This is a genomic window from Rhodococcus sp. IEGM 1409, from assembly GCF_030056735.1.
In the GTDB taxonomy this organism is placed as follows: Bacteria; Actinomycetota; Actinomycetes; order Mycobacteriales; family Mycobacteriaceae; genus Rhodococcus_F.
Genome location: NZ_JASHKN010000002.1, coordinates 578,449 through 590,911 on the forward strand (window position 1 = coordinate 578,449; position 12,463 = coordinate 590,911).

15 protein-coding genes are annotated in these 12,463 nt (G+C 60.7%); 10 read left to right on the forward strand and 5 right to left on the reverse strand.

Annotated features, from left to right (window positions below; translation table 11 throughout):
* Window positions 1-88 precede the first annotated feature (88 nt).
* The 4 genes from rplS to QM716_RS08680 are packed head-to-tail and all read left to right on the forward strand — an operon-like array spanning window position 89 to window position 2,363.
* Window positions 89-430: a 50S ribosomal protein L19 gene (rplS, locus tag QM716_RS08665; protein ID WP_003942791.1), complete on the forward strand. Its 342-nt coding sequence runs from the start codon at window positions 89-91 to the stop codon at window positions 428-430.
* A 55-nt stretch (window positions 431-485) separates the two neighbouring features.
* Window positions 486-1,289 (forward strand): signal peptidase I, encoded by an 804-nt coding sequence (gene lepB / locus QM716_RS08670; RefSeq protein ID WP_230812928.1) that lies wholly within the window; start codon window positions 486-488, stop codon window positions 1,287-1,289.
* 50 nt (window positions 1,290-1,339) lie between these two features.
* Window positions 1,340-2,020 (forward strand): ribonuclease HII, encoded by a 681-nt coding sequence (locus QM716_RS08675; RefSeq protein WP_283303757.1) that lies wholly within the window; start codon window positions 1,340-1,342, stop codon window positions 2,018-2,020.
* A 37-nt stretch (window positions 2,021-2,057) separates the two neighbouring features.
* Window positions 2,058-2,363, forward strand: coding sequence for a DUF2469 domain-containing protein (locus tag QM716_RS08680; protein ID WP_003942715.1), 306 nt, complete (start codon window positions 2,058-2,060; stop codon window positions 2,361-2,363).
* Between the two features lie 82 nt (window positions 2,364-2,445).
* Here QM716_RS08680 and QM716_RS08685 read toward each other — a convergent pair whose 3' ends face one another.
* The 4 genes from QM716_RS08685 to QM716_RS08700 all read right to left on the reverse strand — a co-directional run bounded on the left by QM716_RS08685 (window position 2,446) and on the right by QM716_RS08700 (window position 5,147).
* On the reverse strand, window positions 2,446-3,621 hold the full coding sequence (locus QM716_RS08685) for an RtcB family protein (protein ID WP_283303758.1): 1,176 nt from the start codon (window positions 3,619-3,621) through the stop codon (window positions 2,446-2,448).
* A 97-nt stretch (window positions 3,622-3,718) separates the two neighbouring features.
* Window positions 3,719-3,952 (reverse strand): hypothetical protein, encoded by a 234-nt coding sequence (locus tag QM716_RS08690; protein ID WP_283303759.1) that lies wholly within the window; start codon window positions 3,950-3,952, stop codon window positions 3,719-3,721.
* 82 nt (window positions 3,953-4,034) lie between these two features.
* The gene (locus QM716_RS08695; RefSeq protein ID WP_283303760.1) at window positions 4,035-4,226 is read right to left on the reverse strand and encodes a hypothetical protein; all 192 of its coding nucleotides are present in this window, start codon (window positions 4,224-4,226) and stop codon (window positions 4,035-4,037) included.
* A 186-nt stretch (window positions 4,227-4,412) separates the two neighbouring features.
* Window positions 4,413-5,147 carry a hypothetical protein gene (locus QM716_RS08700; RefSeq protein ID WP_283303761.1) on the reverse strand — a complete coding sequence of 245 codons (735 nt, stop codon included), beginning with the start codon at window positions 5,145-5,147 and terminating at the stop codon, window positions 4,413-4,415.
* A gap of 262 nt (window positions 5,148-5,409) precedes the next feature.
* Between QM716_RS08700 and QM716_RS08705 the strand changes: the two genes are divergently transcribed.
* From QM716_RS08705 to QM716_RS08725, 5 genes are all read left to right on the forward strand, one after another.
* The gene (locus QM716_RS08705; RefSeq protein ID WP_283303762.1) at window positions 5,410-5,766 is read left to right on the forward strand and encodes a YraN family protein; all 357 of its coding nucleotides are present in this window, start codon (window positions 5,410-5,412) and stop codon (window positions 5,764-5,766) included.
* A complete protein-coding gene (locus QM716_RS08710) occupies window positions 5,766-7,274 on the forward strand; it encodes a YifB family Mg chelatase-like AAA ATPase (RefSeq protein ID WP_283303763.1) in 1,509 nt (502 codons plus the stop codon). The genes QM716_RS08705 and QM716_RS08710 overlap by 1 nt, the downstream gene beginning before the upstream one ends.
* Window positions 7,271-8,398, forward strand: coding sequence for a DNA-processing protein DprA (gene dprA, locus QM716_RS08715; RefSeq protein ID WP_283303764.1), 1,128 nt, complete (start codon window positions 7,271-7,273; stop codon window positions 8,396-8,398). The genes QM716_RS08710 and dprA overlap by 4 nt, the downstream gene beginning before the upstream one ends.
* A 462-nt stretch (window positions 8,399-8,860) precedes the next feature.
* Window positions 8,861-9,220 (forward strand): histone-like nucleoid-structuring protein Lsr2, encoded by a 360-nt coding sequence (locus QM716_RS08720; RefSeq protein WP_003942721.1) that lies wholly within the window; start codon window positions 8,861-8,863, stop codon window positions 9,218-9,220.
* Between the two features lie 292 nt (window positions 9,221-9,512).
* Entirely contained in the window at window positions 9,513-10,283 is a 771-nt protein-coding gene (locus tag QM716_RS08725; protein ID WP_283303765.1) for a siderophore-interacting protein, read from the forward strand.
* Here the strand turns inward: QM716_RS08725 and QM716_RS08730 are convergent.
* Complete coding sequence (locus tag QM716_RS08730; protein ID WP_283303988.1) at window positions 10,280-11,452, reverse strand: multidrug effflux MFS transporter; 1,173 nt, start codon at window positions 11,450-11,452, stop codon at window positions 10,280-10,282. The genes QM716_RS08725 and QM716_RS08730 overlap by 4 nt on opposite strands.
* An 84-nt stretch (window positions 11,453-11,536) precedes the next feature.
* Between QM716_RS08730 and QM716_RS08735 the strand changes: the two genes are divergently transcribed.
* Complete coding sequence (locus QM716_RS08735) at window positions 11,537-12,463, forward strand: tyrosine recombinase XerC (RefSeq protein WP_283303766.1); 927 nt, start codon at window positions 11,537-11,539, stop codon at window positions 12,461-12,463.

The following is a 12,463-nucleotide window of genomic DNA, read 5'->3' on the forward strand; positions in this document are numbered from 1 at the left end:
CTGGGCACGAACCAGACGAGCGCCGTTTCGGGTGACCGAAACGCGTGCCGCTCGGTTCCTCTGCTCCTGCGAAATACAAGGATGACATATGAACACCCTGGACTTCCTGGACAAAAAGTCGCTCCGCGACGACATCCCCGAGTTCCGTCCCGGCGACACACTCAACGTGAACGTCAAGGTTATCGAAGGCTCCAAGGAGCGCGTGCAGGTCTTCAAGGGCGTCGTTATTCGTCGCCAGGGCGGCGGCGTTCGCGAGACCTTCACCGTCCGTAAGGTCTCCTTCGGTGTAGGCGTCGAGCGCACCTTCCCGGTTCACAGCCCCACGCTGGCCTCCATCGAGGTTCTGACCCGCGGTGACGTCCGCCGCGCCAAGCTGTACTACCTCCGTGAGCTTCGTGGCAAGAAGGCGAAGATCAAGGAAAAGCGCTGATCTTTCCGATGAGCCCGGCACCGCGTACGCGCGGTGTCGGGCTAATCTGGTCTCTGTGGCAGATTCTTCGAAGGAGCAGGCATTGTCGTCCGGACCCGAGAATCATGAGGGATCAAGCGGTTCCGAGGAACCGACCTCACATCGGCCGCAGAAGAAACAGCGATCGTTCCTGCGAGAACTCCCTGTTCTGATCGGCGTCGCGCTGGTACTCAGCATCGTTCTTCAGGCATTTGTCTTCAGAGTTTTTCTCATCCCATCCGAGTCGATGGAACCGACACTGCACGGCTGTGCAGGATGTACCGGTGACCGCATCGTGGTGGAGAAAATCGGATACCGCTTCGGCGATCCGGAACCCGGCGACGTCGTCGTCTTCAAGGGACCCGATTCGTGGAACACGAAGTATGTGTCCAATCGGTCCGACAACGTTGTAGTCCGCGGCATTCAAGAGGTCGGTTCGTGGGTCGGCCTCGTCCCGCCGGACGAGAACGACTTGGTCAAGCGAGTGATCGCAACAGGCGGCCAGACCGTCGAATGCTGTGACGATCAGGGCCGAGTGCTGGTCGACGGCAAACCACTCGACGAGCCGTACATCAAGATGGACTTCCCGTTCACTCCGGGAACACAAACGTGTGACACCGAACTGAAGTCGGGGCGCTGCTTCGGACCGATCACCGTGCCCGAGGGGCACGTATGGGTCATGGGTGACAACCGGAGCAATTCCGCCGATTCGCGCTACCACGTCGACGACGAGTTCCAGGGAACCGTCCCGGTCGACAACATCATCGGTCAAGCGCGATTCATCGTCCTTCCCCCGTCGCGAATGGGCGGCATCGATGCGCCTGATATTCAGGGCAATTGAGTTGTCGGACCGCACACATGGATTCGTTTAGTTCCGAGTAGGCAGAGACAGTGAGTAGTTGGCCCCCTCGCGTTGTCATTCGCAGATCGGCAGGTCTGCGGACGATGGAGTCTGCGTTGGCGCGAACCGGACTCGGTCCGGTCGCCGGCGTCGACGAAGCCGGTCGCGGAGCGTGCGCCGGTCCGCTCGTCATTGCAGCGTGCGTCCTGGCACCGAAACCGCAAGCGGCACTGGCGCGTCTGGACGATTCGAAGAAGCTGACCGAACGTGCTCGCGAGGAGCTTTTCCCAGCCATCAAACGCTTGGCATTGGCGTGGAGTGTCATCGCTGTTCCCGCGGGGGAAGTCGACCAGATCGGTATTCACGTCGCGAACATCGAGGGGATGCGGCGAGCAGTTGCGAGCCTCGACCTCGAACCGGGCTACGTCCTCACCGACGGGTTCCGGGTTCCGGGTTTGACGGCTCCCTCGCTACCGGTCATCGGCGGTGACGGCGCCGCTGCATGTATCGCTGCGGCCAGCGTTCTCGCGAAGGTGACCCGAGATCGCGTGATGACCGAGATGGACGACACTCATCCCGGATACGGCTTCGCGATTCACAAGGGATACAGCACGCCCCTGCACATGGACGCCCTCGACGAGCTGGGGCCGTGCCCCGAGCATCGCATGACCTATGCCAACGTGGTGGCTGCAGGAGTCCGGTTGGAACAACGTGCAGGCCGTACGGGATGATGGAAGTTCAGACGAACTGGGAGGACTGGCTAAACCGATGAGTGCCGAGGATCTCGAGAAGTACGAAACCGAGATGGAGCTGTCGCTCTACCGCGAATACCGGGACATCGTCGGACAGTTCTCCTACGTCGTGGAGACCGAACGACGTTTCTACCTGGCCAACACGGTCGAGTTGCTGCCCCACAATTCAGACGGGGAGATCTACTTCGAACTGCGGATGTCCGACGCGTGGGTGTGGGACATGTACCGCCCGGCGCGATTCGTGAAGTACGTACGCGTCGTGACGTTCAAGGATGTCAACATCGAAGAGCTGGACAAGCCGGATCTGCGCCTTCCTGACTGACCTGCGCTTGCCTGACTGCTCGACAACGAAGTGCCCCGCCGATATCGGCGGGGCACTTCGTGTTTCGCGGAGTTGCGCGGGGTCAGTTGCCCTTGACATTCACGATCTGACGCAGCGTGTGTCGAATCTCGACCAAGTCCTTCGCGTCGTCCATGACGACGTCGATGTCCTTGTACGCACCCGGGATCTCGTCGAGGAACGCAGCGGAGCGCTTGTATTCGATTCCGACCATTGCCTTGTCGAGATCTTCGATGGTGAATGTCTTGCGTGCCTGGTTACGTCCGTAGACCCGGCCCGCGCCGTGAGGGCTCGACTTGAACGACGGCACGTTTCCCTTGCCGACGACGACGTAACTCGCGGTTCCCATCGAACCGGGGATGAGCCCGGGCGTGCCCTCGTCTGCCTTGATCGCGCCCTTGCGGCTCAGCCACACGCCCCGACCCATGTGGAATTCCTTCTGCGTGAAGTTGTGGTGGCAGTTGATCCGCTCGATCTCGTCGATGATCGTGCCGTCGCCCATGAAGTGCGCGAAGTCCTTCACGACGCGGTCCATCATCTCTTCACGGTTGAGCAGAGCGAAGTGCTGAGCCCAGTTGAGATCGGTGATGTACGAGTCGAATTCGGGCGTCTTCTCGACCAGGTAGGCAAGATCGGGATCGGGAAGGGTGATGTACCACCGCTCGCACAAGGCCTTGGCGATCTTGATGTGATGCTGCGCGAGCTTGTTTCCGATACCGCGGCTACCCGAGTGCAGGAACAGCCAGACGCCGTCGCTTTCGTCGAGCGTCACCTCGATGAAGTGGTTACCAGAACCCAGCGTTCCGAGCTGAAACCTCCAGTCGTTCTTGAACTTGTCGTAGAAGGCCAGACGATCGCCCGCCATTGCCTCGAGTTCTGCGATGCGGATTTGCGCCGTGTCGCTCAGCGTCTTGTTGTAGACACCTGCCGAGAGTGGAACGGAGCGTTCGATGCTGTGGCGAAGAGTGCTCAGGTCGCGGCCTTGAAGGTCGCGCGCGCTGAACTGGGTTTTGACTGCGATCATTCCGCAGCCGATATCGACTCCGACGGCGGCGGGCATGATTGCGCCTTCCGTCGGAATGACCGAACCCACCGTCGCTCCCGCACCGAGGTGCGCATCCGGCATCAATGCCAGATGTGGACGGACAAAAGGCATCTGGGACGTGCGCAGCGCTTGCTCGCGAGTATTCTCGTCGAGTATCGATGCCCAGTTCCACAGCCTCTTGGTGATCTTCTCCATCAGACTTCTCCCACATAGTTCACAGCCGAACCGATCGGCCCGGTGTGTCGTGCAGGAATGACCATGCGCTCCGCCCGTGGTTGTGTGCAACCTCTTTTCAGGTGCGCAGGCCGTCTGCGAGTTCGTAGATTCGTCCGACGTACTTCTCCTGGAAGGCTTTTCGGGCAGCATCTGCTTGTTGCCATGCGCCTATTCTGGAGTAGAGGTACTCGAGATGAACCAAGCTCTCGCCGATGTCGACGCGTCGCTGGTCGAGAACCGTCAACTCGTCGACCAGTCGAGCCAGATCCAGTCGTGCAAGATCTAACGCGCTGTCCGGTACCTCGTCCATGGTGATCCTCGATGTCCGTGAGTGCTTCCTGATTTCGAGGCTAGCACTCTTCGAACATATTTTCGATACCTGGATCCGTTGGTTACTTCGACATTGTGGCGGTCAGTTGGTCGATGGCATACGGAATGCTCAGCACGGTGTTGCCGGACATTGCCGCGCCAACGGGTGGGTCTGCGGTGTATCGCACGACTATCGCATTTCCGTTCTTCACAGCGGGTAGCCGCTGGTAGAGGGCGTTGCCGGCGAGGGCCTTTTCGCCTTCCGGGTCGGCCATCACGATCAAGCGGTCGACAGGCTCGAGGATGTCGTAGCGTTCGTTCGGAAGCCAGTCGCCGAACTTGTGTTTCGCTGATGGCCTGTCGAAATTTGGTTGAAGGCCGAGCTTGCTTCAAGAAAGTCGAAATGGGCCGAGCCTCCAGCATGCGCTGGTGGCTCGGCCCATCTCCTCATCCGAACTGAGTCAGCTCATGTTGCCGAGCACATTGCCCAGGACGCCGCTGATGACATTGGTCATCGACCCCTGCGGGTCGGTGAGGGAGCCGAATACCTGGCCCGATCCGGAGTTGAGTGAGCCGAAGCCCATGTCTTCGAGGCTTCCGGCGCCCGCCTCGACGGGGTTCGGCTGTCGGATGGTGACACACACGCCCATCGGATTGATGTTCCAGTCGCCCGCCGCCAGCACTATGTTGGTGCCGGCACCGCTGTCGAGTTGAGTGCCGACAACTGCATTCTCGGGAATTTTGTAGGTGGTTTCCAAAGCGATGATGCCACCGCCCATCGTGGTCCATCCGCCGCCCTTGGCGACTACGGAGTCGTTGCCGACGACGACAGTTTTGGTGACGTCGTCCCACTTCTGGTCGCCGATAAGCCATTTGACGTTCAGGCGAGCCTTCACCAGTTGGAATCCTGCCGGGTGGAAATCGCGGATCTCATCGACGAGGGCTCCTGAACCGGAAACCTTGGTGATGTAGGTGACCGTCTGCCCTGCCGCGACCTTGCCGTCGCCGACAACTTCCTTGCTGAGGGTGTAGGGCGTTCCGAGGGATCCTGCCCACCTGTCGGTGACCGACTGGTTGAGCGCGCATGCCGGTGCTGCTTGTGCCACCGAGGCTCCAAGTCCAACGGTGACGCCGGCGGCAATGAGGACGAGGGAAGTGGTGGTGGCTACTGCGTGGCGTAGTGAGCGGCGGGCCATATAGAACTCCATTCAGAAAGGTCGTGACGGTTTGAGCAAAACTGTAACTAGTTCTACTGGACCTTCGTCCAATTTGTGGGGATTTCAAAAAATTGTCGGAGTGTGGGCCGTCGTTGGTGGGTCGCGCTGCCGAATTCCACAGGTTCTGAGTTGTCAACAGGTTGGTTTTGGCTGGCTTGGTTTGGTGATGGTGGGTTGAGGGTGGTGGTTGGGACGCGTTTCGTATGGGCGGGCGCGCGGGGTGTGAGTGGTGGGGGCTGCGATGTCGAGGAATATGGCGTTGGGTGCTCGGGGCGAGGATGTGGCTGTCGAGTTCCTGATCGATGCGGGTTTGGAGATTGTGGAGCGTAATTGGCGTTGTCGGTATGGCGAGTTGGATGTTGTTGCGACGTTTGGTGATCGGATTGTGTTCGTGGAGGTGAAGACTCGGTCGGGTGTCGGGTACGGGAGTCCGGCGGAGTCGGTGACGTTCGCGAAGCAGCGTCGGATTCGGGTGTTGGCGATGCAGTGGCTCACGGATTCGGGGCGGTCGTGGTCGAGGGTGCGTTTCGATGTGGTTGCGGTGTTGATCGGCCGCAACGGCGAGCCTTCCGTCGAGCATTTTGTGGACGCGTTCTGATGGCGTTGGGGCGGGCGCATTCTGTTGCGGTCAGTGGTGTGGACGGGCAGATCGTGGAGATCGAGGCGGATATCGGGCGCGGGTTGCCGGCGGTGCATTTGGTGGGGCTGCCGGATACGGCGTTGCACGAGTCGCGTGATCGGATTCGGGCGGCGGTGACCAATTCCGGTGAGGAGTGGCCGGACAGCAAGGTGATTTTGGCGTTGTCGCCGGCGACGTTGCCGAAGGTGGGCAGCGTCTACGATTTGGCTCTGTCGTTGTCGGTTCTCGACGCGGCGAAGAAGTTGCCGCGGAAGTTGTTGCGGGAGACTGTCTTTTTGGGGGAGTTGGCGCTCGACGGTCGTCTGCGGACGGTGCGTGGTGTGTTGCCCGCGGTGCTTGCGGCGAAGCGGGCGGGGTGGGGGACTGTGGTGGTTCCAGCTCGGGCGTTGTCCGAGGCGGGCCTGGTGAAGGGGATCGAGGTGCTGGGCGCCGATGATCTGTCTGCGGTGATCGGGTGGTTGCGTGGTGAGTTGGCGCTGCCTGTTCCTGATGTTTTCGAGCGTGCGGATGCGGTGACGGTGGGGGATCTCAGTGAGGTTGTCGGGCAGACGGATGCTCGGTGGGCGATCGAGGTTGCTGCGGCGGGTGCGCATCATTTGATGTTGACGGGTCCGCCCGGGATCGGGAAAACGATGCTGGCGCAGCGGCTTCCGGGGATTCTTCCGCCTCTGACGGAGGGGGAGTCGTTGGAGGTGACAGCGATTCATTCGGTGGCGGGGGTGTTGCCGGAGGATCGGCCGTTGATCGACATGCCGCCTTTCATTGCGCCGCATCACAGTTCGTCGGTCAGCTCGCTGGTGGGTGGTGGTAGTGGGATGGCTCGTCCGGGTGCGGTCAGCCGGGCTCACCGCGGCGTGCTGTTTCTCGACGAATGTGCGGAGATCGGGGTGAAAGTGCTCGAAGCGCTGCGTACGCCACTCGAAGACGGGGAGGTGAGAATCGCCAGGCGGGACGGAGTTGCGCGGTACCCGGCGCGATTCCAGCTGATCCTGGCCGCGAATCCGTGCCCGTGCGCGCCGCCCCGAGATGCGGACTGCGTCTGCGCACCCGCGGCGCGTCGCCGGTACCTGGGTAAATTATCCGGCCCGCTTTTGGATCGAGTCGACATCAGGGTCCGGATGCAGGCCGTTGCAACCGGAGCGCTGATCGACGAAGTGGGGGAAAGCACCGGTGATGTTCGTGCGCGTGTGGCGGCAGCTCGAGACACCGCGGCCCTGCGTTGGAGCGAGTACGGGTGGCGAACCAACGCGGAAGTGCCAGGGCCGGCGTTGAGGCAGAAGTTCAGACTCTCGCGTGCGGCGTTGGCGCCGGTGGAACGGGCGCTGCGCAAAGGGGTAATCACTGCTCGCGGGGCGGACCGAGCGTTGCGGGTTGCCTGGAGTGTCGCCGACCTGGCAGGCGAGGCGATGCCCGGACCAGATCAAGTTGTCACCGCACTCGACTTCCGAGACAGGGGATTCCAATGACTGCACACGACTCACGACTACTCGCCTGGGCATATCTTTCCCGCGTCGTGCAGGGGCCCAGCGCGTATATGTCCATGTTGATCGACGAGCTTGGGGTCGAAGAAACTGCGAGGGCGGTCCGCAACGGCGATCTGCCACCCGCGATCGAGGAGAAGACGCGAGCTCGCGCTCACATCGACACAGCCGAGCGTGACCTCGACCTGATGGAGGCGATGGGTGGCAGGCTCGTAACACCGAACTGCGCCGATTGGCCGGCGTGGCGGATGCTTCCCTTCGGCGGACTCGATGCCTCCAGCGGTGAGATTGCGCCATTTGTGTTGTGGGTGTTGGGGTCTGGGGATCTGGTCGATCTTACGGAGAGGTCCGTCGCAATTGTCGGCACGCGGGCATCGACTGCGTACGGCGAACACGTGACGGCAGAGATTGCCGGTGATCTGGCTGTCGACGGATGGAGCGTGATCTCCGGAGCGGCCTTTGGTATCGACGGGGCGGCGCACCGCGCTGCATTGGGCGTAGGGGGAACCACAATGGCCGTCTTGGCCTGTGGGGTGGATCGAGCCTATCCCTCCGGGCATGCGCGGTTGCTCAAACAGATAGCAAGTTCGGGTGCGGTGATAAGTGAGTATCCGCCGGGCACCACACCTGCAAAGTTTCGGTTCCTGGCGAGGAATCGACTGGTTGCTGCGCTGTCGGACGGAGTTGTGGTGGTCGAGGCCGGATGGCGCAGTGGGGCACGCAATACCGCTAATTGGGCTCGAAAACTGGGCCGTCCCGTCATGGCGGTGCCCGGACCGGTGACCTCGGCGTCGTCGACCGGATGTCACCGAATGATTCGCGAAGGTGAAGCGCAACTCGTTTCCAACGCCGTGGACGTAGTCGAGGCGTCGGGTCCGTTCGGCGTGGGTGATTCCGCGGAGGATGCCGCCGCGACGCGTGACATCGACGCATTGCGAGGCAATTCTCGATTGGTATACGAAGCATTGCCGGGATCAGGTTCCCGTAGTACCCGTGAGTTGTCCGAGGAATCGGGATTGCTCATAGCTCAGGTTCGTGCAACTCTTCCACTGCTAGAACTCGAGGGGTTTGCAAGTTCTGATTCGAGTGGATGGTTTCGGACGCGGTAGCGCGCGAACCTCATTGTCCTCGTCCAGTGGCGCGTGGCGATGCTCGCTAACCGTTCCTGCGACCGCGGAACTTGAATACCCTCGCGATGCTGGTAATCGCACGTCAGGGCTGTTTTTTTGGAGGACTTGCTCGGCTGTGTGCAGCGTTACTCTCGACCCCGATATGCAGACCGGGCCGTCAATTTCAACGGTCTCAGGAAAGCCTCAGGTCAATGTGCTTAGAAGTCTGATTAGTCTGGATCACCGTGACAGTGGGTATTGATTGATACCCGGCATCCCAAGTGCGAATGGGCAAGTTTCTTCGGGATCGAGATCGGTCGATGCAATGTCGTTAACCTGCTGCTAATTCGGACCATTGAGTCTGTTCGGAAATGGCACAGGTTTTCGGACTTCTTTTGTTCATCAACGCTCTATCTGTGTATTGTGAAGGAGAATTGAATCGATCATTGAAAGAGGAGTGCAATGGCTGAGAAGCTGATTCGGCAACTCATCGACGACCTTGACGGTAAGCCGATTGACGATGGATTCGGTGATCGAATTGAGTTCTCTTACCAGGGAACGGATTACGTGATCGATCTGCGCGCCACCAATGCGGAGAAGTTCGACGCTGCGGTGAAGCCGTTCGTCGAGGCAGCTGCGAAGGTGAGCGGAAAGCGCGGCAAGAAGGCTCAGGCTGCATCTCCGCAGGCCACGTCGGGTTCCGGACGCTCCAAGGAGACGCTCCAGGCCATTCGTGACTGGGCGGGTAAGAACGGTTACGAAGTTGCTCCGCGCGGGCGTATCAAAGCGGAAATCATCGACGCTTTCGATGCTGCGCACTAGGTTGAACTAAATACCTCCTCTGGCTCCTGGCGAACCTCGCCAGGAGCCAGAGGCGTATTTTACTGTTGCTTTGCTAATTTCTCCGATAGTGATGTCCTGCCTGATCATCCACTGGATCATGATCCGATAATTTGGCTGTCATCGCATTATCCGGCAGATTGGTCGGTTTATTTTGTTGCGTGACTCTGATCTGTCGCGTGCTGGGTGGATTCACCAGGGAGCCATTTTGCCCATGCGCTGCAATTGTCGTGTACCTTAGTTAGGTAACACTAACTTTCGGAAGGATCTTTCTGTGGCCAAGCCGACAACTGCATTGACGGTTCTGCGGACCGAACAATTGACTCCCCATATGGTGCGAGTGTTTCTCGGGGGACCGGGCTTCGAGTCGTTCACTCCCAGCGAATACAGCGATTCCTATGTAAAGATCGGATTCGGCACTCCTGATCAGCCGGTACTGCGTACCTACACGATTCGTTCGTACGATCTTGATGCCGAAGAGATTGCAATCGATTTTGTCGTCCACGGTGACATGGGAGTTGCAGGTCCGTGGGCCGCGTCAGTTCAACCGGGCGCTGAGATTACACTGCGTGGACCGGGTGGCGCGTTTTCGCCGTCGCCATCCGCTGATTGGTATCTCTTCGTCGGCGACGAGACCGCAATACCTGCTATTACCGCGTCGATAGCGAGATTGGCGTTGGATGCGGTCGGCTACGCCGTCGTCGAAGTCGGTGGACCAGAAGACGAAATCGCACTCGATGCCCCAGAAGGTATCGCGGTGACCTGGTTACATCGCGGAGCGTCATCCGACGCGGTGGGTGAAGAGTTGGCGGGTGACAACGCGCCAGTCGTCGCCGCAGTCAAGGCACTCGAGTGGCTACCGGGCGAGCCTCACGTTTTCATTCACGGTGAAGCGCAAGCCGTCATGCATAACCTCCGGTCGTATATTCGCAAGGAGCGAAATGTCCCGGCATCGGCCGCTTCTATTTCCGGATACTGGCGTCGCGGTCGCACCGAAGAAGGCTTCCGAGTCTGGAAGTCCGAACTCGCCGCGGCCGAAAGCTAACTCGCTGCTGCCTTGCCGCGAGTCAGCAACACGAGCGCAACGGCCGCGAGAACTCCGAAGGTGGGAATTGCGATTGCCATCGGAACTGCCGTGTCTTCTCCCGCGATTCCCACCAACGGCGAAACCAGCGCCGCCAAGCCGAATTGACCCGCTCCCATCAGTGCTGAACCGGTTCCGGCCGCGTTGGTGACCTCTCCTTGGGCGAGAGCGGTCGCATTACCCATGATGAATCCGATGCTTGAAACTGCCACGAACAGCGGAACCAAGATCAACCAGGTATTCGTGGAACTGAAAACGACGCTGGTGCAGAACAATACGGCGCCGCCAGCGAGGAGCAGGCACACCCCGAAACGCAGTAGGGTGCGAGCTCCGACGCGACCGAGCAGGCGAGTGGTGATCATCGCTGCCGTGACCATTCCGGTGGCGTTCACTGCGAACACGATCGAGAATTGCGACGGACTCAGCCCGAGGACATTCTGAACGACGAACGGCGACGCGGAGATGTACGCGAACAGGGCGCCGAATCCGAAGACGAATGCGAGCGCATACCCGAGGTAATGCTGATTTCGGACGACGTATCTCAGATTCGAGATCAGTGACTTCAATCCACCGCCGTGGCGTCGCTCGGGTGGGAGTGTCTCGGGAACAAGCAAAACGACACCAGCCACCATCACGGCGCCCGCGACCGCCAGGACCCAGAAGATTCCGCGCCATCCGACGGGGCCGAGAAGTGCGCCGCCGATCAGTGGCGCGACCACGGGCGCGATACCGCCGATGATCATCATGATGCTGAAGAGCTTGGCTGCGTCGTCGCCACGCGCTCGGTCGGCAATACAGGCGCGGGCGAGGACGATGGCAGCGCCTCCACTCAATCCCTGGACGAGCCGGGCGCCGATGAGAAACTCGATGTTCGGCGCCACTGCGCATGCCGCGCCGCTCAGCGCCGTGATGATCGTCGCGGTCAGCAGTATTCGCCGCCTCCCCAGTCCGTCGGAGATCGGGCCGATGATCAGCTGGCCGATTCCGAGGCCGGCCATGAAGGTAGTCAGTGTCAGCTGAACGCTGGCCGCAGTAGTGTCGAGTGCATCCGCCATCAAAGGTAGGCCGGGCAGGTACATGTCGATGGACAGTGGAGCGATTGCGGAAATCAGTGCCAGTACACACAACATCTTCAGAGGAATTGCTCGATTCACCGATCAACCCTATCGGCGAGGCAGCTTGCAGTTTCAATCGCGGCGGGCGAGCGTGTGTTCATGACTGACGCATTGCCGGCGAGCTTGAGTGTTCACCTCGATGCCTACGCCGAGCACCTTCGACTGAGCCGAGGGCGGTCGGAACACACGATCCGCGCCTATGTCGGTGACGCGCGGGCATTGCTGACCCATTTCGCTGCAGGTTCGGAGACTACAGATCTCGATGGCCTCGGCCTAGGAGTCATGCGCTCGTGGTTGGCTGCCCAGAATGCCGTGGGAACGGCCCGTACGACGGTAGCTCGACGGGCGTCGTCGGCGCGCGGTTTCACGGCGTGGCTCGCGCAGACGGGACGCATTCCCGTCGACCCCGGTACACGTCTGGCGGCACCACCTGCTCGCCGCACGCTGCCGACGGTGTTGCGTCAGAGTCATGCCCTAGACGCAATGGATGCGGCGGAAAGCGCTGCGCAGCAACAAGAGCCGCTCGCACTGCGGGACCGACTCATCGTGGAATTGTTGTACTCCACCGGAATTCGCGTCGGCGAGTTGTGTGGACTGGACGTCGAGTCGGTCGACGCCGATCGACGCCTGCTGCGTGTGCTCGGCAAAGGGAACAAGGAGCGATCGGTGCCCTACGGCCTGCCCGCAGAATCGGCACTGAACGGGTGGCTGGAGCACGGACGACCCGCACTGACTTCGGATCGGTCTGGGCGAGCATTGCTCCTCGGAGTTCGAGGCGGCCGGCTCGATCAGCGTCAGGCGCGTTCGGTGGTTCACGAAACGATGGCTGCAATTCCAGGGGCCCCCGACCTGGGCCCACACGGGCTCCGGCACTCGGCTGCGACACATTTGCTCGAAGGCGGTGCAGACCTTCGTGTGGTCCAAGAACTTCTCGGGCATGCGAGTTTGGCGACCACTCAGCTGTACACGCATGTATCGGTCGAACGGCTTCGATCCGTCCACGATCAGGCCCATCCACGTGCCTAG